Annotated in this window: 21 protein-coding genes; 16 read left to right on the forward strand and 5 right to left on the reverse strand. The window is 63.4% G+C overall.

Annotated features, from left to right (window positions below; translation table 11 throughout):
* On the forward strand, positions 1-1080 hold a 1080-nt coding region (locus C2134_RS10015), incomplete at its 5' end, for an Hsp70 family protein (RefSeq protein ID WP_158248741.1).
* A gap of 127 nt (positions 1081-1207) precedes the next feature.
* Complete coding sequence (gene dnaJ / locus C2134_RS10020; protein WP_103319715.1) at positions 1208-2329, forward strand: molecular chaperone DnaJ; 1122 nt, start codon at positions 1208-1210, stop codon at positions 2327-2329.
* A 121-nt stretch (positions 2330-2450) separates the two neighbouring features.
* Here the strand turns inward: dnaJ and C2134_RS10025 are convergent, their stop codons facing one another.
* Entirely contained in the window at positions 2451-3557 is a 1107-nt protein-coding gene (locus C2134_RS10025; RefSeq protein WP_103319717.1) for a porin, read from the reverse strand.
* Positions 3558-4043: 486 nt separating this feature from the next.
* Here C2134_RS10025 and hemB point away from each other — a divergent pair, with 486 nt between their 5' ends.
* From hemB to C2134_RS10090, 13 genes are all read left to right on the forward strand, one after another.
* Positions 4044-5048 (forward strand): porphobilinogen synthase, encoded by a 1005-nt coding sequence (gene hemB / locus C2134_RS10030; protein ID WP_103319719.1) that lies wholly within the window; start codon positions 4044-4046, stop codon positions 5046-5048.
* A gap of 69 nt (positions 5049-5117) precedes the next feature.
* Positions 5118-5330, forward strand: a complete 213-nt coding sequence (locus tag C2134_RS10035; RefSeq protein WP_103319721.1) for a hypothetical protein — start codon at positions 5118-5120, stop codon at positions 5328-5330.
* 132 nt (positions 5331-5462) lie between these two features.
* A complete protein-coding gene (locus tag C2134_RS10040; RefSeq protein ID WP_103319723.1) occupies positions 5463-6662 on the forward strand; it encodes a glycine C-acetyltransferase in 1200 nt (399 codons plus the stop codon).
* A 169-nt stretch (positions 6663-6831) separates the two neighbouring features.
* On the forward strand, positions 6832-7857 hold the full coding sequence (gene tdh / locus C2134_RS10045) for an L-threonine 3-dehydrogenase (protein ID WP_103319725.1): 1026 nt from the start codon (positions 6832-6834) through the stop codon (positions 7855-7857).
* Positions 7858-8036: 179 nt separating this feature from the next.
* Positions 8037-9353 (forward strand): protoporphyrinogen oxidase, encoded by a 1317-nt coding sequence (gene hemG / locus C2134_RS10050; protein WP_103319728.1) that lies wholly within the window; start codon positions 8037-8039, stop codon positions 9351-9353.
* A gap of 56 nt (positions 9354-9409) precedes the next feature.
* Positions 9410-10300, forward strand: coding sequence for a glycine--tRNA ligase subunit alpha (gene glyQ / locus C2134_RS10055; RefSeq protein ID WP_043621275.1), 891 nt, complete (start codon positions 9410-9412; stop codon positions 10298-10300).
* A 73-nt stretch (positions 10301-10373) separates the two neighbouring features.
* Positions 10374-10796, forward strand: a complete 423-nt coding sequence (locus tag C2134_RS10060; RefSeq protein ID WP_103319730.1) for a surface-adhesin E family protein — start codon at positions 10374-10376, stop codon at positions 10794-10796.
* A gap of 15 nt (positions 10797-10811) precedes the next feature.
* Positions 10812-12872: a glycine--tRNA ligase subunit beta gene (gene glyS, locus C2134_RS10065; protein ID WP_103319732.1), complete on the forward strand. Its 2061-nt coding sequence runs from the start codon at positions 10812-10814 to the stop codon at positions 12870-12872.
* Between the two features lie 111 nt (positions 12873-12983).
* Positions 12984-13523 (forward strand): D-glycero-beta-D-manno-heptose 1,7-bisphosphate 7-phosphatase, encoded by a 540-nt coding sequence (gene gmhB, locus C2134_RS10070; RefSeq protein ID WP_043621266.1) that lies wholly within the window; start codon positions 12984-12986, stop codon positions 13521-13523.
* Positions 13524-13539: 16 nt separating this feature from the next.
* Complete coding sequence (locus tag C2134_RS10075; RefSeq protein ID WP_103319734.1) at positions 13540-14316, forward strand: lysophospholipid acyltransferase family protein; 777 nt, start codon at positions 13540-13542, stop codon at positions 14314-14316.
* Positions 14276-14986 carry a M48 family metallopeptidase gene (locus C2134_RS10080; RefSeq protein ID WP_103319737.1) on the forward strand — a complete coding sequence of 237 codons (711 nt, stop codon included), beginning with the start codon at positions 14276-14278 and terminating at the stop codon, positions 14984-14986. Before C2134_RS10075 ends, C2134_RS10080 begins: the two co-directional genes overlap by 41 nt.
* A 16-nt stretch (positions 14987-15002) precedes the next feature.
* A complete protein-coding gene (gene gloA, locus C2134_RS10085; protein ID WP_043621258.1) occupies positions 15003-15392 on the forward strand; it encodes a lactoylglutathione lyase in 390 nt (129 codons plus the stop codon).
* 257 nt (positions 15393-15649) lie between these two features.
* Complete coding sequence (locus tag C2134_RS10090) at positions 15650-17059, forward strand: sodium:proton antiporter (RefSeq protein ID WP_103319739.1); 1410 nt, start codon at positions 15650-15652, stop codon at positions 17057-17059.
* A gap of 68 nt (positions 17060-17127) precedes the next feature.
* Here the strand turns inward: C2134_RS10090 and C2134_RS10095 are convergent, their stop codons facing one another.
* The 3 genes from C2134_RS10095 to C2134_RS10105 all read right to left on the reverse strand — a co-directional run bounded on the left by C2134_RS10095 (position 17128) and on the right by C2134_RS10105 (position 21481).
* Entirely contained in the window at positions 17128-18936 is a 1809-nt protein-coding gene (locus C2134_RS10095; protein ID WP_103319741.1) for a carbon starvation CstA family protein, read from the reverse strand.
* A gap of 131 nt (positions 18937-19067) precedes the next feature.
* Positions 19068-19787, reverse strand: coding sequence for a two-component system response regulator BtsR (gene btsR / locus C2134_RS10100; protein WP_103319743.1), 720 nt, complete (start codon positions 19785-19787; stop codon positions 19068-19070).
* A complete protein-coding gene (locus C2134_RS10105) occupies positions 19781-21481 on the reverse strand; it encodes a sensor histidine kinase (protein WP_103319745.1) in 1701 nt (566 codons plus the stop codon). Before C2134_RS10105 ends, btsR begins: the two co-directional genes overlap by 7 nt.
* Before the next feature lie 176 nt (positions 21482-21657).
* On the opposite strand from C2134_RS10105, the gene mpl reads away from it, so the two are divergent.
* Positions 21658-23028 (forward strand): UDP-N-acetylmuramate:L-alanyl-gamma-D-glutamyl-meso-diaminopimelate ligase, encoded by a 1371-nt coding sequence (gene mpl, locus C2134_RS10110; protein ID WP_103319747.1) that lies wholly within the window; start codon positions 21658-21660, stop codon positions 23026-23028.
* A gap of 74 nt (positions 23029-23102) precedes the next feature.
* Here the strand turns inward: mpl and C2134_RS10115 are convergent, their stop codons facing one another.
* A complete protein-coding gene (locus C2134_RS10115) occupies positions 23103-24038 on the reverse strand; it encodes a PAS domain-containing protein (protein WP_158248742.1) in 936 nt (311 codons plus the stop codon).
* Positions 24039-24151: the final 113 nt, after the last annotated feature.

The raw sequence follows: 24151 nt of genomic DNA on the forward strand, positions 1-24151 counted from the left end.
CTGCCGTACATCACCATGGACGCCACCGGTCCGAAGCACCTGGCCATGAAGATCACCCGCGCCAAGTTCGAAAGCCTGGTGGACGACCTGATCACCCGCTCGATCGAACCGTGCCGCGTGGCCCTGAAGGATGCCGGCGTGTCCCTGTCCGACATCACCGACGTGATCCTGGTCGGCGGCCAGACCCGCATGCCCAAGGTGCAGGACGCGGTGAAGGAATTCTTCGGCAAGGAACCGCGCAAGGACGTGAACCCGGACGAAGCCGTGGCCGTCGGCGCAGCGATCCAGGGCTCCGTGCTGTCCGGCGAGCGCAAGGACGTGCTGCTGCTGGACGTGACCCCGCTGTCGCTGGGCATTGAAACCCTGGGCGGCATCATGACCAAGCTGATCCAGAAGAACACCACGATTCCGACCAAGGCGTCGCAAGTGTTCTCCACCGCCGACGACAACCAGACCGCGGTGACCATCCATGTGCTGCAGGGCGAACGCGAGAAGGCTGCCGCCAACAAGTCGCTGGGCCAGTTCAATCTGGGCGACATTCCGCCGGCGCCGCGCGGCATTCCGCAGATCGAGGTGGAATTCAACATCGACGCCAACGGCATTCTGCACGTGTCGGCCAAGGACAAGGCCACCGGCAAGCAGGCCAACATCACCATCCAGGCATCCTCCGGCCTGTCCGAAGAGGAAATCCAGCGCATGGTGAAGGACGCCGAGGCCAACGCCGAGGAAGACAAGAAGCTGCACGAACTGGTGACCGCGCGCAACCACGCCGAAGGCCTGATCCACAGCATCAAGAAGTCGCTGTCCGAGCATGGCGACAAGATCGGCGCCGATGAAAAGGCCAAGATCGAGTCCGCGCTGAAGGAAGCCGAGGAAGTGGTGAAGGGCGACGACAAGGACGCCATCGAAGCCAAGTCCGAAGAACTGGCCAAGGCCAGCCAGAAGCTGGGCGAGATCATGTACGCCCAGGCTCAGGCGGAAGCCGGCGCCCAAGGCGGCGCGCAGCAGGCGGAAGCCGACAAGAAGGACGACGGCAATGTGGTGGACGCCGAGTTCGAGGAAGTGAAAGACAAGAAGTAATCGTCGAATCACGCTGATCGAGGCACAGGGAATGGGGGAGGCATCTCCACCGGCCTCTGTGCCTTTGCCGTATCGAGACGACAGGGTTTGGCCGAACATGGCCGGGCCGACCAGAGAGTGAAAGACAATGTCGAAAAAAGATTATTACGATGTGCTGGGGGTCAACCGCGATGCGTCGGAAGACGACATCAAGAAGGCATATCGCAAGCTGGCGATGAAGTACCATCCGGACCGCAATCCGGACAGCAAGGAAGCCGAGGACAAGTTCAAGGAGGTCAAAGAGGCCTATGAGATCCTGTCCGATAGCCAGAAACGCGGCGCCTATGACCAGTTCGGCCACGCCGGCGTGGATCCGCAAGCCGGCATGGGCGGAGGAGGAGGCGGTTTTGGCGGCTTCGGCGATTTTGCCGACATCTTCAGCGACATCTTCGGCGGTGGCCAGCGCGGCGGCGGGCGTTCCAACGTCTATCGCGGTGCGGACCTGCGCTACAACATGGAGATCACGCTGGAAGAAGCGGCGCGCGGCTGCGAGAAACAGATACGCATTCCGTCGCACGAATCCTGCACCACCTGCAACGGCACCGGCGCCAAGCCGGGCACGCAGCCCAAGACCTGCTCCACCTGCGGCGGCCATGGCCAGGTGCGGATGAGCCAGGGCTTCTTCTCTATCCAGCAGACCTGCCCGACCTGCCACGGCAGCGGCAAGCAGATCACCGATCCGTGCACCAGCTGCCACGGCGCCGGCCAGAAGAAGACCACCAAGACGCTGAATGTGAAGATTCCGGCCGGGGTGGACGAGGGCGACCGCATCCGCCTGGGCGGCGAGGGCGAGCCGGGCCAGAATGGCGGCCCGGCTGGCGATCTGTATGTGGTGACCCACATCAAGCAGCACGCGGTATTCCAGCGCGACGGCATGGATCTGCACTGCGAAATGCCGATCTCCTTCTCCACCGCGGCGCTGGGCGGCGAAGTGGAAATCCCGACGCTGGACGGCATGGCTAAGGTCAAGATCGCCGCGGAAACCCAGAGCGGCCGCGTCTATCGCCTGCGCGGCAAGGGCGTGAAGGCCGTGCGCGGCACCGAGTACGGCGATCTGCATTGCCATGTGATCGTGGAGACGCCGGTCAAGCTGACCGAGCGGCAGAAGGAGCTGCTGCGCGAGTTCGAGGCGATCAGCCAGGGCGATGTGGCCACCCACAATCCGCGTTCCAAATCCTTCATGGACAAGCTGCGCGATTTCTTCGAATAAGCGCCGCGTCGTTCAAGCCAAAGCCAGCCCGCAAGGGCTGGCTTTTTTATTGATGGTTCATAAAGCAAAACAGCCACCCTAAGGTGGCTGTCTGCACATTCGAAAACCGGGATGGCTTCGCTTAGAAGTTGTGCTTCATCATGGCCCAGGCCAGGGTGGACTTTTCCTGGGAGAATTTGTTGATGGTTTGCGCGTCCTTGTTGTCTTTGCGCTCGCCATAACCCACTTGCAGCAGCGTGTTCTTGCTCATGGTGTAGTCAACAGCGGCGGCCCACTGGCTGGCGCCAAGGCTGTAGCGCGTGCCGTCGATCTTGGCGTCGCCGCGCTTGGAGTACACGATGGACGGCTTGAAGTTGCCGATGGCGTAGGCGGCGTTCAGGGCCCAGGTGGTGTTTTCCACCTTGTTGCCGCCGGTATGAGCGATGGTCGGGAGGTTGGCTATGCCGGGCAGTTTGTAAGAGCCATCATCATTCTTGGCGTAGGCGTCGCCATAGGTGGTCAGCCACTGGTAGCTGGCGGCCAGGTACAGGTTGTTAGCGCTGTAGCCGCCTTCCAGACGATTGGTGGTGCTGTTGCTGCCGCCCTTGGTGTTCAGTTTGGTAGCGTTGGCGATGGCGCCGAAAAAGCCCGAATTTTGATAGGCAAGGCGCAGACCATAGCCATCGCCTTGCTTCATTTGGCCGGCAGCCTGGCTCTCGCCCGCGCCGTATTGCAGCGTGAGGTTGAAGCCGTTCCAGGTCGGGGAGTCGTAGCGCACGCTGTTCTTGAAGCGGGCGTCGCCGTAGGAGAACAGATCGGTGGCCTCGTACAGCGGGAAGTTGGTGCCCATGCCGTCGCGGCGCGGGCCGTACAGGTTGTCGGTGGCTTCGGTGTCGGCCAGCACGTCGTCCAGATGGCCAACGCGCAGCTTGCCGTAAGCGCCATCGATGCCGACATAGCTCTGACGGTTGGCGAAGGTGCCGGAGGCGGATCCGCTGCCAGCCACGCCGTCCATGGCGAAACCGGTTTCCACCTGCCAGATGGTTTTCAGGCCGTTGCCCAGGTCTTCGCTGCCCTTGAAGCCCATGCGGCTGCCAAAGTCATCCACGCCGAAGGTGGAGTTGTAGTTGGTGGCGCTGTTCTTGGTGATGGACACGCCGGCGCGCAGCGATCCGTACAGGTTGACGTCAGCTTGCGCGAGTGCAGGGATGGCTGCGGCAATGGCCGCAACGATAATAGTTTTCTTCATGTTTCTCTAAAGCCCTTTGTTGTCATCAGCCGTGTCGGCTGCTGGTCGGCGATGTGGTTTTTTATTCCGCCGTCGTTGGGAGGCTCAGTTTTATCTGTGTCTAAATTGTTGTCAAGAAATACAAATTAACAGTAGATGGTTTTGTATAAATTATGCGATTGAAATTTTAAATACTGATTTTGATGCATTTTGCAATGTTATGTAAATCATTGGCTTATTTATAGTATTTTCCTTTTGCTATAGTCTTTTATCATATTTATGAGTTTTGAATGAAAATTCATTTCAATTTTTATTGAAAACAGCTGTGACATTTTTTCCAATGCCCTGGTCGCAGGCTTTCAAGTTCATGCATTGTCGTGAGCTTGCAGAATAGAGCAATGAGTAAAACTCAACTATTGCGCCAAGTCGGCTCATGTCTTGGCCATGCTGTCTGCGAGTGGGGAATGGGCGTACAATTGCCGTTGTCTTTTTGGGGGTATTGTCGACATGATTTTTGCTAATCGTTATTTTCCCGCCGCCCGCATGCGCCGCATGCGCAAGGATGAATTCAGCCGCCGCCTGATGCGCGAGAACGTGCTGACCGCCAACGATCTGATCTACCCGGTGTTCGTGATGGAAGGCAGCAACCAGGTAGTGGACGTGCCGTCCATGCCCGGCGCGCCGAGGCTGACGCTGGACAAGCTGTTGTTTGTGGCGGAAGAGGCGCTGGAACTGGGCATTCCGATGTTGTCCTTGTTCCCTGTGATCACCGGCTCCAAGGACAATGAGGGCAGCGAGGCCTATAACCCGGAAGGCCTGGTGCCGCGCGTGGTGCGCGAGTTGAAGAAGCGCTTTCCGGAGCTGGGCGTGATGACCGATGGCGCGTTGGACCCGTACACCATTCACGGCCAGGACGGCGTGATCGACGCCAACGGCTATGTGCTGAACGATGAGACGACGGAAATTCTGATCAAGCAGGGCCTGTGCCATGCCGAGGCCGGCGTCGATGTGTTTGGCCCGTCTGACATGATGGATGGCCGCATCGGCGCCATCCGCGAGGCTTTCGAGGAAGAGGGCTATATCCACACCAAGATACTGGCCTATTCCGCCAAGTATTCGTCCGGCTTCTACGGCCCGTTCCGCGATGCGCTGGGCTCGTCGGCCAATCTGGGCAAGGCCGACAAAAACAGCTACCAGATGGATCCGGCCAATATCGAGGAAGCCATCCAGGAAGTGGCGCAGGACCTGGAAGAGGGCGCCGACATGGTGATGATCAAGCCGGGCATGCCGTATCTGGACGTGATCCGCCGCGTCAAGGACACCTTCCGCGTGCCCACCTTCGCCTACCAGGTGTCAGGCGAATACGCCATGCTGAAGGCGGCGTTCCAGAATGGCTGGCTGAATGAGGAAAAGTGCATGATGGAAAGCCTGCTGGCGTTCAAGCGCGCCGGCGCCGATGGCATTCTGACCTATTTCGCGATGGATGCCGCGCGCCTGCTGCGCCAGCGCTAAAATGAAAAGGTGAGCCGCGCCCCCTGCCCGGAATGGGGCCGGGGGCGTTTGTTTTTGAGGGAAGACATCATGGACGTGCTGCATTCCACTTGGTTTTGGGTGGCGATCATCGCCGCGCCGGCCATCACCGTGGTCGGCGTGCTGGCCAGGCTGGCCAAGCGCGAACCGCCGATCCAGCTGCCGCCCGGCGTGGCGCCGCTGGCTTGGGATGATGAAGAAGATGCGCCGGCTGGCGAAGCGGAAAAGTTGCGGGAAGGTGACAGAGTCCCGCCAAAACACTGATAACTGTCACTGCTGGCGATGAGTGCGCTGGGCTAGAATGGCTACAGTTTTCGTGGCGCGCCGCCGCGGGCGGGGCGCGGTGCCTTCGGACGCGGGTTCGATTCCCGCCTCCGGCCTATGCAAAGGATTGTCATGAATCATACTTACCTGGCCCATCTGCAGGCCACGCTGGCCCAAATCCGGGCCGATGGTTACGAAAAACCGGAACGCGTGATCGCTACGCCGCAAAGTTCCGACATCGCGCTGGCCGGCGGCGAGCAGGTGCTGAACTTCTGCGCCAACAACTACCTGGGCCTGGCCGACGACAAGCGCCTGGTGCTGGCCGCCAAGACCGGCATGGACCATTACGGCTACGGTTGCGCCTCGGTGCGTTTCATCTGCGGCACGCAAACCATCCACAAGCAGCTGGAAAAATCCATTTCCGAATTCCTGGGCACTGACGACACCATTCTTTACTCCAGCTGTTTCGACGCCAATGGCGGCGTATTCGAAACGCTGCTGAGCGAAGAGGACGCGGTGATCTCCGACGAGCTGAACCACGCCTCCATCATTGACGGCGTGCGCCTGTCCAAGGCCAAGCGTTTCCGCTACAAGAACAACGACATGGCCGATCTGGAGGCGCAATTGATCGCCGCCGAAGAGGCCGGCGCGCGCTTCAAGTTGATCGTCACCGACGGCGTGTTCTCGATGGACGGCATCATCGCCAACCTGAAGAGCCTGTGCGAAGTGGCCGACCGCCACAGCGCCATCGTAATGGTGGACGACTCCCATGCCGTCGGCTTCATCGGCGAAACCGGCGCCGGCACGCCTGAGCTGTGCGGCGTGGCCGAGCGCGTGGACATCTATACCGGCACGCTGGGCAAGGCGCTGGGCGGCGCGTCCGGCGGTTACGTGGCCGCGCGCCAACCCATCGTCGACCTGCTGCGCCAGCGTTCGCGTCCGTATCTGTTCTCCAACACGCTGGCCCCGGCCATCGCCGCCGCCAGCGTGGAAGTGCTGAACATCCTGAAGAGCGGCGAAGGAGCCGAGCTGCGCGCCAAGGTGCGCCGCAATGCTGAACTGTTCCGCAAGGAAATGTCCGCTGCCGGCTTCACGCTGGTGCCGGGCCAGCACCCCATCATCCCGGTGATGCTGGGCGATGCCCGCCTGGCTGGCGAAATGGCCGCCAAGCTGCTGGCCGAAGGTGTGTACGTGATCGGCTTCTCCTATCCGGTGGTGCCCAAGGGCAAGGCGCGGATTCGCACCCAGATGTCCGCCGCGCACAGCGAAGAGCAAGTGCTGAAAGCGGTGGCCGCGTTCACCAAGGTGGGACGCGAACTGGGCGTGATTTAAATTATTGAGCCGAAAGAACAACGAGTTTGTGCCACGAAAAACACGAAATGACACGAAATGCAAATCAAGGGCGGATTTCCTGTAATGGATCGGTCGCCTCGTTTGTTCATGTCGTTTCGTGGGTTTCGTGGCAAAGATGGCTTGTGGTTCTCGCTGCATAGAGGTTTCCATGAAAGCACTAGCCAAACTGCAGGCCGCTCCCGGCCTGACCATGACCGATGTTCCGATGCCGGAAGTCGGTCACAACGATCTCTTGATCAAGATCACCAAGACCGCGATCTGCGGCACCGACATCCATATCTGGAACTGGGACGAGTGGTCGCAAAAGACCATCCCGGTGCCGATGCACGTCGGCCATGAGTACGTCGGCGTCGTTGCCGGCATGGGGTCGGAAGTGCAGGGCTTCAAGATCGGCCAGCGCGTCTCCGGCGAAGGCCATATCACCTGCGGCTACTGCCGCAATTGCCGCGCCGGCCGCCGCCATCTGTGCCGCAACACCACCGGCGTCGGCGTCAACCGCGAAGGCGCGTTCGCCGAATACCTGGTGATCCCGGCCTTCAACGCCTTCCCGATTCCGGACGATATTTCCGACGATCTGGCTTCCATCTTCGACCCGTTCGGCAACGCCGTGCACACCGCGTTGAGCTTCAACCTGGTGGGCGAAGATGTGCTGATCACCGGCGCCGGCCCGATCGGCATCATGGCGGTGGCCATCGCCAAGCACGTCGGCGCGCGCCATGTCGTGATCACCGACGTCAATGATTACCGCCTGGAGCTGGCCAAGAAGATGGGCGCCACTCGCGCCGTCAACGTCGCCAAGCAGGATCTGAAGGCGGTGATGCAGGAACTGCACATGACAGAGGGCTTCGACGTGGGCCTGGAAATGTCCGGCAATCCGCAGGCCTTCCGCCAGATGCTGGAGACGATGAACCACGGCGGCAAGGTGGCGCTGCTGGGCATCCCGCCGTCCAACACCGCCATCGACTGGAACCAAGTGATCTTCAAGGGCCTGGAGATCAAGGGCATTTACGGCCGCGAGATGTTTGAAACCTGGTACAAGATGGTGGCGCTGATTCAGTCCGGCCTGGACATCCGTCCCATCATCACCCACCACTTCAAGGTGGACGAGTTCGAGCAGGGCTTCGCCGCCATGCTGTCCGGCCAGAGCGGCAAGGTGATTCTGGACTGGCAGTAAATCCCCGCCTGTCCATACCGGAAGGCCGCCCGATTGCCGGGCGGCTTTTTGTTTTCCGGCGCGCAAGGACTTGGCGAGCAGGCTCATGGCAAAGCCCTCGGCTTGACCGCCATCAACGAGCGCCGGACCGCTAGCTGGATAATCAGAAGCTAATAAATATCCTGTTCAAGGAGAGGCTGATGATTGCGGTGATAGGCGCCGGAGTGTCCGGCTTGTCGTGTGCCTGGTGGCTGCAGCGCCAGGGGGCGGCGGTAAGCGTGTTCGAGGCCGCCGATAGCGTCGGCGGCAAGGTCAGGACGGAGCAGGGAGAGGCGCTATGCGAAGCGGGGCCGCATACCCTGCTGGCGGATGAGGAGCTGTTGCAATGGCTGCCGTCGCTGGGGCTGGAGCCGGTGTGGCCGCATAGCGACGGCCGGCAGCGCTACATCCTGCTCAATGGCCGCTATCGGCGGCTGCCCGCCGGCCCCTTGCAGCTGCTGGGCGGCGATTTGCTGAGCTGGCGCGCCAAATGGCAGGTCGTAGCCGGCATGCTCAGGTCCGGCGAGGAGACGGCCGGCCTGGATAGCGTCGCCACCTTCTGCGATTCGCGCTTTGGCCGCGAAGTGCTGTCGCGAGTGATGGAACCCATGGTGGGCGGCATTTTCGCCGGCGATCCGCGCGAGCTGAGGCTGGAGGAAACCCTGCCCGATCTGGCCGAGGCGGCGCAATGCCGCGGGCCCTTCTTAGGCGGCTTGATGCGGATGAACCGCCGGTTGGGCCGCCGCCGCAGCTGCACCCTGCGCGGCGGCTTGCAGCAATTGCCGCGCCAGTTGGCGCGGGATCTCGATGTCCGTCTGAATACCGCGGTAACCGCGCTCAGGCGGGAGGGTGCCGGCTGGCGCCTGCGCACCCATTCCGGCTGGACTTATGCGGAGCAGGTAGTGCTGGCTTTGCCGGCCTCCCAGGCCGCCATGCTGCTGCACCCGCTGGCGCCGGCATTGGCCGATGCCTGTCGGCGCATTCCCTATGCGCCGCTGGCGGTGGTGTCTACCTTGCTGGATGCCGATGCCTTGGCCAGTCCCTTGCCAGGCGGTGGCGCGCTGCATCCGCATGGCGAGGACACCTTGACGCTGGGTTATCTTTCGGTCAGCGCCAGCTACCCGCATGTCTGCCAAGACGATAAGCGGCTCTTGACCTGTTTCATCGGCGGGCGGCGTCGTCCCGACTTGCTGCGTTTGAGCGACGAAGACTTGTTGTCTCGGGTCAATGCCGAGCTCGACGAGTTGTTCGGTTTGCGCGCGCCGCCGTTGTCGCAACGGATTACCCGCTGGTCTGAGGCGCTGCCGCAAGGCACGGCCTTGCAGGGGAGGGTGCGGCGTCTGGCGCAGCCGCTGGCGGCGCAGGGACTGCATGTCTGCGCCAACTGGCTGGACGGCGTTTCGCTGGCGGATTGCCTGCGCAAGGGGCGTCGTCTGGCGGACCGCTTGGGCGGCGTCAGCCCGTCCGGCTTTGCGTGAGCGGCGGCAGGCGGTAGAATCGACGTTTATTTGTCCATTCTTCCAACGACACATTTATGCTTACCTTCCAGGAAATCATTCTCAAGCTCCAGCACTACTGGAACCGCCAGGGCTGCGCGCTGCTGCAGCCCTACGATACCGAAGTCGGCGCGGGCACCTCGCACACCGCCACCTTCCTGCGCGCGCTGGGTCCTGAGCCCTGGAACGCCGCCTATGTGCAGCCTAGCCGCCGTCCCAAGGATGGCCGCTATGGCGAAAACCCTAACCGCCTGTTCCAGCACCACCAGTTCCAAGTCGTCTTGAAGCCGTCCCCGTCGAATATCCAGGAGCTGTATCTGGGATCGCTGCAGGAACTGGGCCTGGACCCGACGCTGCAGGATATCCGCTTCGTCGAGGACGACTGGGAAAACCCGACGCTGGGCGCCTGGGGCCTGGGCTGGGAAGTGTGGCTGAACGGCATGGAAGTGACCCAGTTCACGTACTTCCAGCAAGTGGGCGGCCTGGATTGCAAGCCGGTGCTGGGTGAGATCACTTACGGCCTGGAGCGTCTGGCGATGTATCTGCAGGGCGTGGAGAACGTCTACGACCTGATCTGGACCCATCTGCCGGATGGCCAGCCGGTGACCTACGGCAATGTGTTCTACCAGAATGAAGTGGAGCAGTCGAAGTACGCTTTCGAGCACAGCAATGTCGAGCTGCTGTTCCGCCAATTCAATGATTACGAGGCGGAAGCGAAGAAGCTGCTGGAAGCCAGCCTGCCGCTGCCCGCCTACGAGATGATCCTGAAAGCCGGCCACACTTTCAACCTGCTGGACGCCCGCGGCTCCATCTCCGTGACCGAGCGCGCCGCCTATATCGGCCGCATCCGCAATCTGTCGCGCGGCGTGGCGCAGGCGTATTACGACGCGCGCGAGGCCCTGGGTTTCCCGATGTGCCGCAAGGACTGACGCGGCGGCGGCGCGGCGATCGCCTATGCTGTTAAGGCCGGTCAAACCGGCCTGATCAACTAGGAGAGTGAAGATGAAAGCCTGCGCTGCAACCTTGTTCCTGGCTAGCCTGCCGGTCTGGGCTGAGTCGCCCGCCGATTGGGTGGTGTATCAGGATGGCAGCCAGCTGCAGCTGGCGGTGGACGGCAACTCGCTATGGCTGGGCAAAGACGGACTGGTGCACTTCATCAACCAGGAGCGTTTCGCCAAACAGCGCTACGAGAAGCCGTACAAGCTTCACTATTACATCCGCCGCACCACAGGCTACGCCGATTGCAAGCAGTACCAGTATGTGTTTGTCGGTTCCGAGTATTTCGACCAGAACAACAAGCACCTGTTTTCCACGATGTTCCCGGTGCCGCGCTATGCCTGGAAGTGGCAGCCGGTGAACGAGGATTCCGTCGCCCACGCCATGATGAAGGTGATCTGTGACGCGGCGGGAAACGCCTCCCAATAATTGAAATCGAAGAGAATGAACGCAACCCTGCTGATCGAACTCCTGACCGAGGAGCTGCCGCCCAAGGCCCTGCCGCGTCTGGCTGCGAGCTTCGCCCAGACCATCTCCGAAGAACTGAAGAAGGCGCAGTTCGCCGCCGCCGATGTCGAGCCGGTGGTGTACGCCTCGCCGCGCCGCCTGGCGGTGCAGCTGCCCGGCGTGCTGGCCGTGCAGCCGGACCAGCACATCACCCGCCAAGGCCCGGCCGTGGCCGCCGGCATGAAAGATGGCCAGCCGACCCCGGCCCTGGCCGGCTTCGCCCGCTCCTGCGGCGTGGATGTGTCCGAGCTCTCCATCGTCAACAACGGCAAGCAGGATGTGTACGCCTATTCCAGCACCAAGACCGGCGAAGCGCTGTCCGCCGTGCTGGCCGACGTGGTGGCGCTGGCGCTGAAGAAGCTGCCGGCGCCCAAGCTGATGCGCTGGGGCGATTCCGACGTGCAATTCGTCCGTCCGGCGCATGGCCTGATCATGTTGCATGGCGACAAGGTCATCGCCGGCGAAGTGCTGGGCCTCAAGAGCGGCAACGCCACCCGCGGCCACCGCTTCCTGTCGCAGGGAGAGGTGTTGGTTGCCCACGCCGACGATTACGCGCGCACCTTGCATGAAGCGGGCAAGGTCATCGCCAGCTTCGCCGCCCGCCGCGAGCTGATCGGCCACAAGCTGGCCGAGGCCGCCGCCCGGCTCGGCGCCACCATCGCCGCCCCGGACGCGCTGTTCGATGAGGTGACGGCGCTGGTGGAATGGCCGGTGGTGCTGGAAGCCGGCTTCGAGGCCGAGTTCCTGCAAGTGCCGCAGGAATGCCTGATCCTGACCATGCAGCAAAACCAGAAGTATTTCCCGCTGCTGGACAAGAACGGCAAACTGATGAACCGCTTCCTGCTGGTGTCCAATATCGCGCCGCAAGATCCGTCTTTCGTGGTCGGCGGCAACGAGCGCGTGCTGCGCGCCCGCCTGTCCGACGCCAAGTTCTTCTTCGAGCAGGACAAGAAACATCGCCTGGACAGCCGCCTGCCGCGTCTGGCCAATGTGGTGTACCACAACAAGATCGGCACCCAGCTGGAGCGCGTGGAACGCCTGCAGAGCATCGCCGGCGCCATCGCCCACGAGCTGGGCGCTGACACCGCCCTGGCCGCCCGCGCCGCTTACCTGGCCAAGGCTGACCTGGTGACCGACATGGTCGGCGAATTCCCGGAGCTGCAGGGCATCATGGGCATGTACTACGCCCTGCACGACGGCGAGCACGCCGAGGTGGCCGCCGCCATCGAGGGACACTACCACCCGCGTTTCGCCGGCGACACGCTGCCGGAAGGCAAGATCGCCACCGCCGTGGCGCTGGCCGACAAGCTGGAAACCATCGTCGGCATCTGGGGCATCGGCCTGATCCCGACCGGCGATAAAGATCCGTTCGCGCTGCGCCGCGCCGCGCTGGGCGTGGTGCGGATGGCGCTGGAAGCGGACCTGGACCTGAAGCAGCTGCTGGCCATCGTGGCCGCCGCCTTCCCCGAGGGCAAGCTGTCCGCCACGGTGGCCGACGAGGTGTTCGGCTTCATGATGGACCGCCTGAAGAACTTCCTCGCCGCCGATTGCAAGGGCGACGAGATCGACGCCGTGCTGGCCCTGGCGCCCAGCCGCATCCACGAAGTGCGCGCCGTACTGGCCGCCGTGGCGCAGTTCAAGGCGCTGCCGGAAGCCGCCGCGCTGGCCGCCGCCAACAAGCGCGTCAACAACATCCTGAAGAAGGCCGAGGGCGGCATTGGCGAGGTGAATCCCGCCCTGCTGAAGGAAGCCGCCGAGCAGGCGCTTTACGCCGCGGTGCAGGATCTGGCCCCGGCGGTGGAAGCCAAGTTCGCCGCCCATGACTTCGCCGGCGCGCTGGCGCAGCTGTCCAGCCTGAAGGCGCCGGTGGACGCCTTCTTCGACGGCGTGATGGTGATGGCCGAGGACGCCCAGGTCCGCGCCAACCGCATCGCGCTGCTGGCTCGCCTGGCCGCCTTGTTCAACCGCGTGGCGGACATCTCGCTGCTGGCGGAGTAAGCGTAGGGCGGAAGCCCGGCCATGCCGGGCGTTCCGCCAAGCCGCCAGTCGGAAAGCGTGCAAACGGCGGAACGCCCCGGCGGGGCTTCCGCCCTACTCATTGGAGAAACCGTGAAGCTAGTCATTCTGGACCGGGACGGCGTGATCAATCAGGATCGCGACGATTTCGTCAAGAACAGCGTGGAATGGGTGCCGATCGAGCATAGCCTGGAAGCCATCGCCAATCTGACCCAGTCGGGCTGGCGCGTGGTGGTGGCCACCAACCAGTCCGGCATCGGCCGCGGCCTGTTCGACATGCACGCCTTGAACGCCATGCATGAGAAAATGCACCGGCTGGTGGGGCAGGCGGGCGGCCGCATCGACGCGGTGGTGTTCTGTCCGCACGCGGCGGACCACGGCTGCGAATGCCGCAAGCCGCTGCCGGGCATGGTGCTGGAGATCGCCGAGCGCTTCAACGTCAAGCTGGAAGGCTTGCCGCTGATCGGCGACAGCCTGCGCGATCTGGAAGCGATCGCCGCGGTTGGCGGCCAGCCCATGCTGGTGAAGACCGGCAAGGGCGTCAAGACGCTGGCGGCCGGCAAGCTGCCGGAAAACACCCTGGTGTTCAACGATTTGTACGATGCCGCCGAGCATCTGATCAATCATCACTGAGGTAGATACTGCAAGCATGATCAGTCTTTTGATACGCAACCTGCTGTACTGGCTGGTTCTCATCGTCATTACGCCGCTGTTTTTCTGTCTATTGCTGCTGGCCGCGCCGCTGCCGCGCCGCGCGCGCCACGTATTCGGCGTCAGCTGGGCGCTGACCTTGCTGTGGATGCTGGAGCACGTCATCGGCCTGAAATACAGGGTGCTGGGAAGCGAAAACATCCCGACGGAGCCGTCGGTGATCTGCTCCAAGCATCAATCGGGCTGGGAAACGCTGGCGCTGCAAAAAATCTTCCCGTGGCAGGTGTATGTGGCCAAGCGCGAGCTGGCCTGGATACCGCTGTTCGGCTGGGGCCTGGTGTTGATGAACCCGATCATGATCAACCGCTCGGACCGCTCCCGCGCCAATCAGCGTTTGCTGGAGCAGGGGCTGGAACGCAAGCGCCACGGCTTTTGGATCACCGTGTTCCCGGAGGGCACCCGCACCAAGCCGGGCCGCATCGGCAAGTACAAGCTGGGCGCGGCGCGGATGGCTAAGCAGTTCGACATGCCCATGGTGCCGGTGGCCCATAACGCCGGCGAATTCTGGCCGCGCAACGCTTTTCTGAAATATCCGGGCGAGGTCACCGTGGTGGTGGGCCCTGCCATCCGTCCGTCCGAAAGCGTCGGCCCCGAATCCATGATGGCCGAAGCCGAGGCCTGGATCGAAGCCCGCCAGCGCGAAATCGGCGGCGTCGGTCCGTTTGCCGATCCCGATGAAAAACGCCAGCGTCTGGCATCGCCTGCCTCTGCCTGACGGCGACGTGCCGGTGCTGCTGACGCGGCGGACGCGTCAGAGCATAGGCATACGGGTGCGCGACGGGGTGGTCGAGCTGATCGCCGCGCCCGGCGTCAGCCAGGAGCGTCTGCATCAGGTGCTGCGGCAGCGCCACGACTGGATCGTCGGCCATGTGCTGCGCCAGCGCAGCCAACTGGCCAAGAGCGACGATCTGAGCCGGCTGACGCTGCTGGGCGAGGCGCTGGGCTTGCGCCTGATCGGCAGCGGCCGCAAGACGGTGCGGCGCGACGGCGACGTCCTGCTGGTGGCTGGCGTGGCAGAAGGCGACGCCGAGGCGCTGAAGGCCGTGCTGGCCAAATATCTGAAACGCGAGGCGGCGATACTGTTTCCCGGCCGCCTCTCCCTGCTGGCGGCGCGTTGTCGCCGCAAACCGAGCCGATTGCAGCTGTCTTCCGCGCGCACGCGCTGGGGCAGTTGCAGCGCAGACGGCGGCATCCGCCTGAACTGGCGGCTGGCGCAGGCGCCGTTGGCGGTGGTCGATTACGTCATCGCCCACGAACTGGCTCATCTGGAACACATGAATCACTCGCCGGCGTTCTGGGCGGAGACCGAGCGTCTTTTCCCAGGCTGGCGCGAGTCTCGCCGCTGGCTGCGACAGCATGGCGGCGAGTTGTTTGCCTTTGGCTGATTTTGAGGATTTTGTCATGAGAATGCTCCACACCATGTTGCGCGTCGGGAACCTTGAACGCTCGATATCGTTCTATCAGGAAGTACTCGGCATGAAACTGCTGCGCCGTTCCGATTTTCCGGAGGGCCGTTTCACGCTGGCCTTCGTCGGCTATGGCGACGAGGCCGATCACACCGTGCTGGAGCTGACCCATAACTGGGACACCGAATCCTACGAGCTGGGCAACGGCTATGGCCACATCGCCATCGAAGTGGAAGATGCCTATGCCGCCTGTGACATGGCGCGCGCCAAGGGCGGCAAGGTCACCCGCGAGGCCGGCCCGATGAAGCACGGCACCACCGTGATTGCCTTCATCGAGGACCCGGATGGTTACAAGATCGAGTTCATCCAAAAGGGTAGCCGCTAAGCGCGGCTGACAAAAATCCTGGTGCCGCGTTGCGCCGCCTGGCCGTACTTGCGTGTGCGGCCTCAGGCGGCGCGTTTTGCCTCCGGCGCTTTGCGGGTTTTTGTCAGCGACTCCAAGTTTTCGCGCGTCTGGCAGGACTTGCGACACGCACAGGCCGGCACCCGGAAGCCCGGCCTGTGCCGACAAGCACAACCGGGAATGCTCTGGCAGCTTCGCGCTGCGTTTTTATCTACGGGCCATGCCCGCGGGAAGGACTGATGAAAAATAAACTGATTACCCTGGCGGGCGCCATGCTGTTGCCCGCCGTCGCCCAGGCAGCGGATCTGGATGGCGCCTCGCTGAGCCTGGGTTGGGCGGTGCCGTTCGCCGGCATCCTGCTGTCCATCGCCTTGTTTCCGATGCTCGCGCCCGGCGTGTGGCACCATCATTTCGGCAAGATCACCGCCGGCTGGACCGCCTTGTTCCTGCTGCCGTTCGCCGTGATGTTCGGCCTGGGGCAAACCGGCGAACTGGTATTGCACGCGCTGTTCACCGAATACATTCCCTTCATCGTGCTGCTGTTCGCGCTGTACACCGTGTCCGGCGGCATTCTGGTATGGGGCTCGCTGCACGGCTCGCCCAAGCTGAATACCACCATCCTGGCCATCGGCACCGTGCTGGCTTCCATCATGGGCACCACCGGCGCGGCGATGCTGCTGATCCGCCCGCTCTTGCGCGCCAACGAGGGCCGCAAGCGCAATGTGCATGTCGTGGTGTTTTTCATCTTCCTGGTGGCCAATGTCGGCGGCGGCCTGACCCCGTTGGGCGATCCGCCGCTGTTCCTGGGCTTCCTGAAGGGCGTGACCTTCGGCTGGACCTTCCAGCACATGCTGCTGCCGGTGCTGCTGTTGGCGGGCCTGCTGCTGACGATCTTCTACTTCCTGGATCGGCATATGTACGCCAAGGAAGCGGCAGAGGGCACGCTGAAGCCGGTGGACACCAGCCATGACAAGCCGCTCAAGCTGTACGGCAAGCGCAACTTCTGGCTGCTGGCCGGCGTAGTGGCCGCGGTGCTGATGTCCGGCTTGTGGAAACCGGGCATCGTCGTCCACCTGCCGGGCGCGCATCTGGAGCTGCAAAACCTGCTGCGCGACGGAATCCTGGTGCTGCTGGCCTTCGCCTCCTTGTGGATCACGCCCAAGCAGGTCCGCGCCGGCAACGAGTTCAACTGGCTGCCGATTCTGGAAGTGGGCAAGCTGTTTGCCGGGATCTTCATCACCATCGCTCCGGTGATCGCCATCCTGCGCGCCGGCGAGCACGGGCAACTGGCCAGTCTGGTGCACGCGGTGTCCGGTCCCGAAAGCCAGCCGCTGGAGATCATGTACTTCTGGATGACCGGCATCCTGTCCAGCTTCCTGGACAATGCGCCGACCTATCTGGTGTTCTTCAATCTGGCATCCGGGGACGCCGCCACCATGATGGGCCCGCTGGCCGATACGCTGTTGGCCATCTCCATGGGCGCGGTGTTCATGGGCGCGATGACCTATATCGGCAATGCGCCTAACTTCATGGTCAAAGCCATCGCCGAGCACCGCCACGTCAAGATGCCGGGTTTCTTCGGCTACATGATGTGGTCCGGCGCGGTGCTGCTGCCGTGCTTCGTGCTGCTCACGGTGGTGTTCTTCTAGAGCCGCCAGCCAGTGCCAAACAAAAAGCCCGTCGCAACCGCGACGGGCTTTTTGCTGGCTGATCAGAATCAGGCTTCAGACAACGCCGGCTTCAGTTCCTGCTGCGGAGCCGGACGGCTCAGCAGCTGTTTCCAGCGGCGGCAGGCGGAGATCAGAATCACCAGGCCCAGGGCCAGCATCACGATGGAGATGCCGGCGTTGAACAGGTTGTAGCCCTTGGCGGCCGGGTTCAGGTACACGTTTTTGACCATCCAGTAGCCGGCGTAGTTGACGGTGACGTACAGGTAGGCCAGCGGCACCAGGCAGGTCATCATATAGCTGCGCTTGTGCGACAGGCGCAGGATGATGGTGGCGCCGATGATCAGGCCGATGGAGGCCATCAACTGGTTGGACACGCCGAACAGCGCCCACACCGAGTTGATGTCGCCGGAGTTCAGCAGGTATCCCCACATCACGCAGGCCACGATGGAAGCGCCGATCGCGCCGGGCATCCAATCGGTGCGCTTCAGCGGCGCCCACAGATCGCCGACGAAGTCCTGGATCAGATAGCGGGCGACGCGGGTGCCGGAATCGATGGCGGTGAGGATGAACACAGCCTCGAACATCACCATGAATTGGAAGAAGTAGGACGCCAGATTGCTGAACCACGGGATGCGGGTGAAGATGTCGGCCATGCCCACGGCCAGGGTCACGGCGCCGCCGGTGCGACCGTACAGATCGAGGCCGATTTCCTCGGACAGCTTGGGCAGATTCACCACGTCCATGCCCAGGGTGTGGAACACGGCCGGCGCGGAGTTGATGGCGAAGTAATCAGCCGGGTGCAAGGCGGTGGCGGCGATCAGCGCCATCACGCCCACTACGCATTCGGCCAGCATGGCGCCGAAGCCCACCGGCAGGATGTCGCTCCACTTGTCGATCTGCTTGGGCGTGGTGCCGGAGCCGATGAAGGCATGGAAGCCGGAAATCGCGCCGCAGGCGATGGTGATGGAGATGAAGGGCCATACCGGGCCGGACAACACCGGGCCGCCGCCGTGGATGAACTGGGTCACGGCCGGGAACTGGATTTGCGGGTTGATGAACACCACGCCGACCACCAAGAGGCCGAATACGCCGATTTTCATGAAGCTGGACAGGCAGGCGCGCGGGGTCAGCAGCATCCATACCGGCAGCGCGGTGGCGAAGAAGGCGTAGATTGGCAGCAGCAGCGATACGGTAGACGCCTTCAGCGACAGCCATTCGCCCAGCGCGGTGTGCTGGATGTAAGGACCGGCGAACACACAGGCCATGATGGCGGCGATGCCGACGTAGCTGGCGTTCTTCATGCTGCCGGTCACGCGTTCCCACAGGCCCACGCCGATGGCGATGGGGATGGTCATGAACACGGCGAAAGCGCCCCACGGGTTGCGCTCCAGCGCATGCACCACCACCATGGACAGGCCGGCCATGGTGATGGTGATGATGAACAGCATGGCCAGGCCGGTGCACCAGCCGGCCAACGGGCCGAGCTCGGCCTTGGCCACTTCGGACAAGGACTTGCCATGGTGTTTCATCGAAGCGAACAGCACCACGGTGTCGTGCACCGCGCCGCCGATGACACAGCCGATCAACAGCCACAGCATGCTGGGCAGGTAGCCGTACTGGGCGGCCAGCACCGGACCCACCAAGGGGCCGGCGGCGGCGATGGCGGCGAAGTGGCCGCCGAAGGCCACCCATTTGCTGGTGGGCACGTAGTCCTTGCCGTCTTTCAGCTCATGGGAAGGGGTGACAGCGCTGTCGTCGACGCCCAGCACCTTGCGCGTGAAGAATACCCCGTACAGGCGGTAGCAGATCGCAAGAATGCACAGGCTGCCGATCACAAAAGTCAATGCGTGATCCATGATCGTGGCTCCGGTGAAATAGTGGCTTCACCTTACGCCTTTAAAGAAAGGGCCTGGGGCGCCGGCTGCGCCAGCGGCAGCCTGGCGGCGCGAGCGGTGGGAAAACGGGGGGCGAGCGGCGGCGCTGCCTTTCAGCCTGGAATCCCCAACGCTTCCTTCAGCGGCTTGAGGAAGCGGCGGCTGACCGGCAGCGTGCGGCCGCCCAAGGTCACGATATCCGCCACGCCATTGTCTCCGAGGCGGATTTCGCGGATGGCGCGCAGATTGACCAGATGCTGGCGATGGCAGCGGAACAGCGGGCTGCGCTCCTCGAAGGTGCGCAGTGTCAGTTCGGTGAAGTGTTCGCGTCCATCGGCAGCCTGCACGAACACGCCGCTGACGCGCGAGGAGACAAACTCCACTTCATCCAGCCTGAGCAGGGCGATGCGGTTGACGCCGTGGCAGGGCACCAGCTCCAGCGGCGCCAGCGGCAGGCCGTCCAGCGCGCGCGGCGCGGCCTCGCGTTGGAGCCGGCCTATGGTCTTGGCCAGCCGCTCGGGGTCCACCGGCTTCAGCAGGTAATCGAAGGCATGTTCCTCGAAGGCCTGGATGGCGTAGTCGTCGAAGGCGGTGACGAACACCACGCGCGGCATCTTGTCCGGGTCCAGCATGGCCAGCATTTCCAGACCGCTGACGCGCGGCATCTGGATGTCCAGAAACACCACGTCCGGCTGCTGGCGGTGGATGAAGGCGATGGCCTCGATGGCGTTGCCGCATTCGCCGACGATCTCGAAGCCGGCATGCGCCGCGAGGAGCTGGCGCAGTTCGTCGCGCGCCAGCGGTTCATCGTCCACCAGCAGGGTCTTCAGCATGCTTGTTCTCCGGGGCAAGAGCAGGGCACCGTCAGTGTGACGCGGGTATAGGCCTCCGGCTGGCATTCCACCGAGACGCCGTAGCCGGCGCCGTGACGGGCGCGGATGCGGCGGTCCACTAGCGACATGCCCATGCCGTCGCTGGGTCCGGCCGGCGCGTACAGGCCGGCGTTGTCCTCCACCGTCACCCGCAGCGCGCCGTCGGCGCAACGCGCGCCAATGCGGATGCGGCCGGGTTCCAATAGCTGCGAGGTGCCGTGCTTGATGGCGTTTTCCACGATGGGTTGCAGCGAGAAGGCCGGCAGCTGCACCTGGCGGGCGTCCTCCGCCAACTCGATATCCACATGCAGCCGCCCGGCGAAACGCGCCTCTTCGATGTGCAGATAGGCGCTGACATGTTCGATCTCGTCCGCCAGCGTCGCAACCTCGCTGGAGCGCTTCAGGTTCTTGCGGAAAAAGGTGGACAGATATTGCACCAGCTGGCGCGCGTGCTCCGGGTTGCGGCGGATCACCGCCGACAGCGTGTTCAGCGCGTTGAACAGGAAGTGCGGATTGACCTGGGCGTGCAGCAGCTTGATCTCGGTCTGCGCCAGCAGCTGCTTCTGCTGGTCGTAGCGGCCCTGCAGTATCTGGCTGGACAGCAGGCGGGCGATGCCTTCGCCCAGGGTCAGATTGATGTGGGAGATCAGCTTGTTGCGAGGCTCGTACAGCTTGATGGTGCCGATCACCCGCTCGTCTTCGCCGCGCAGCGGAATCACCAGCGACGACGCCAGCTTGCATTGCGGATGCAGGGAGCAGCGATAGGGCACTTCCTCGCCGTCGGCGTACACCACCTGATTGTGTTCGATGGCGCGGTGGGTGTGCGGCGAGGTGATGGCGGTGCCGGGCTTGTGGTGGTCGTCGCCTATGCCGATGAAGGCGAGCAGATATTCGCGGTCGGTGATGGCCACGGCGCCGACGCCCAACTCCTCGTACAGGATGCGGGCGACGGTCATGCTGTTCTCGCGGTTGAAGCCCTGGCGCAGAATGCCCTCGGCGCGGGCGGCGATCTGCAGCGCCTTGCTGGAGAAGGTGGTGGAGTATTGCGTGGCCAGCGCGCGGCGGTCCAGCAGGATGCGCATGAACATGCCGGCGCCCAGCGTGTTGGCGATCATCATCGGCAGCGCGATGCTTTCCACCAGATGCTCGGCCGCATGAAACGGGCGGACCAGCGCCAGCAGGATGGCCATCTGGCACACTTCGGCGGCCAGTGCCGTCAGCGCCACCACCAGCGGGTCGAACAGTTTGGCCCGTTTGCCCTTTCTCACCAGATACAAATGAACCAGCCCGCCCAGCAGCCCTTCCACCATGGTGGAGACCATGCAGGCGCCGGCGGTGAGGCCGCCCAGCGAGTAGCGGTGCAGGCCGCCGGTGAAACCCACGGCCAGCCCCACCCACGGCCCGCCCAGCATGCCGCCCAGCACCGCGCCGATGGCGCGGGTGTTGGCGATGGAGTCATCGATGTGCAGGCCGAAATAGGTGCCCATGATGCAGAACATCGAGAACACCACATAACAGGCTAGCCGGTGCGGCAGCCGCAGCGTGACCTGGGTCAGGGGCATGAACAGCGGCGTCTTGGACAGCAGGTAGGCGATCACTAAGTAGACGCACATCTGCTGCAGCAGCGATAGCACCAGGGACAGTTCGACAAGCATGGGCGTGATTTTGGTTTGGATGTGAACAGTTTAGCGGGCTATCCCGCGGCGCCACTTTGTCCTGGCGCAAGGGTGGACGGTGCAGGCGCGCTTGAGCGGCAGCGCCGGGCGGCGGTGACGGGGCGCCGCGCTTTCCGGTATCCTTGCGCTTTCGACGTTTTCCCTGCTGAACCGATATGCACATCCACATCCTGGGTATCTGCGGTACCTTCATGGGCGGCATCGCCGCCATCGCCAAACAGGCCGGCCACAAAGTCACCGGCTGCGACGCCAACGTCTACCCGCCGATGAGCACCCAGCTGGAGGCGATGGGCATTGAGCTGGTGCAGGGCTTCGGCGCGGAACAGGTGGACCTGAATCCGGATGTGTATGTGATCGGCAATGTGGTGACGCGCGGCAAGCCCTTGATGGAGGAAATCCTTAATCGCGGCCTGCCGTATATCTCTGGCCCGCAGTGGCTGGCGGAGAACGTGCTGCAGGACAAATGGGTGCTGGCGGTGGCCGGCACCCACGGCAAGACCACCACCAGCTCCATGCTGGCCTGGATACTGGAAGACGCCGGCCTGGCGCCGGGCTTTCTGATCGGCGGCATTCCGGAAAACTTCGGCGTGTCGGCGCGCCTGCCGGGCAAGCCGGCGCTGGACCCGGCCAGCGTCAGCCCCTTCTTCGTGATCGAGGCCGACGAGTACGACACCGCCTTCTTCGACAAGCGCTCCAAGTTCGTCCATTACCGTCCGCGCACCGCGATTCTAAACAATCTGGAATTCGACCACGCCGACATCTTCGCCGACCTGGCCGCCATCGAGACCCAGTTCCACCATCTGGTGCGCACCATCCCCGGCAACGGCCGCATCGTCAGCAACGGCCGCGAGGCCAATCTGGACCGCGTGCTGGAGAGGGGCTGCTGGACGCCGGTGGAGCGTTTCGGCGTGGACGCCGGCTGGCAGTTGGGCGCTTTGCATGACGATGGCGGCTTCGACGTGTTGTTGAACGGCGCGCTGCAGGGCTCGGTGCGCTGGGGGCTGATGGGCGAGCACAACCGTCTGAACGCCGTCGCCGCCATCGCCGCCGCGCGCCATGCCGGCGTGGCGGTGAAGGACGCCATCGACGCCTTGTCCCGTTTTGCCAACGTCAAACGCCGCATGGAGGTGAAGGGCATGGTGGGCGGCGTCACCGTCTACGACGACTTCGCCCACCACCCGACCGCCATCGCCACCACGCTGGAAGGCCTGCGCCGCAAGGTGGGCGCGGCGCGCATCCTGGCGGTGCTGGAGCCGCGCTCCAACACCATGAAGCTGGGCACCATGAAGGACGCCTTGCCCAGCTCGCTGGCGCTGGCGGACAAGGTGTTCTGCTCGGCCGTCGGCCTGAACTGGAACCCGGCCGACGCCTTGCAGACGATGGGCGACAAGGCGCAGACCTTCGCGGACTTTGACGCGCTGCTCGGCGCCATCGTTGCCGAGGCCAAGCCAGGCGACCATGTGCTGGTGATGAGCAACGGCGGTTTCGGCGGCATTCACCAGAAGCTGCTGGACAAGCTGGCCTGATCGGGACCGCCCTGACACAGCACAAACGCCGATAGCCTATCATCGGCGTTTTTCATTTCCGCTGACGCAACGGCTCAAGGCAGGCGGATGATGTAGTTGGCGCCGCCTTCCTGCGCTTTTTGCAGCGCATATTCCAGCCGCTCCAGCATGGGCTTGGGACCGGCCTCGTCCGGCCGCAGCTCGCTGAGCCCGACGCAGGCCGCCGCCTGGTGTTCCTCGCCTTGATACAGAAAGGTCAGCTGGCGCAGCGAGGTAATCAGCCGGCGCGCCAGTTCGCTGGCGCCGTTCATGTCGGTGCTGGGCAGCAGGACGATCAAGGTATTGTCGTCGCGGCGCGCCACCAGGTCGCTGTCCCGTATGCTTTGCAGGCACAGGCTGGCGGCCAGCCGCAGCAGATGATTGTAGGCCGAGCCGTCGTCCTCCCTTGGCACCATGTCCGGGGCATTGACCAAAACCAGCGCCAGGATGGACAGCGTGCCGCCGTAACGCAGCACGCGGCTGGTTTCGGCATGGGCGGCGGCCATCATCCGGTGCATGCCGGCCACGCCGGTCAGCCTGTCTTCGTCCTGGCTCTGGCTGCCTTCCTCTTTCAGCGTCTTGACGATATTCAGCGAGCGCTGCACCAACTGGCGCTCATAGTCCAGCAACTGGCTCATCACCTTGGCCTCGGTGCGGTCGGAGAAGCTGAATACCAGCATCGCGGCATCGTTCAGGCTGACCTTGCGCACCGAGAGCTGGACGTCGAAGTGGCGGCCGTTGACCGTACGCAGCTGCATGCCGCGGTTGTAGATCATGCTGTGCGCGTCCAGATCCTGGCGGATGGCGTCGGCGTCGGCGGGGTGGGGCAGGAAGTCGTACATCGAGCGGTCCAGCAACTCGTCGTGCGGGCAAGCCAGCAGGATGCTGGCCAACTGGTTGGCGGAAACGATGCGGCCATCGTCCGGCGAGGACAGCACCAGGCACCCCTGCACCGTGTCGATCAGGGGCTGCAGCGTCTGCAAAGCGGTCATGGCTGTTCCCCCATCCGTGGCAAACAGGCGTGTCATAGCCGCGCGCCGGATGATGCCGTCGCGGGCTAAGTTCTTCTACTTAGTTTATTCGCTGAAAGCGGCGATTTCACGGA

This window comes from Chromobacterium sinusclupearum (genome assembly GCF_002902845.1).
In the GTDB taxonomy this organism is placed as follows: domain Bacteria; phylum Pseudomonadota; class Gammaproteobacteria; order Burkholderiales; family Chromobacteriaceae; genus Chromobacterium; species Chromobacterium sinusclupearum.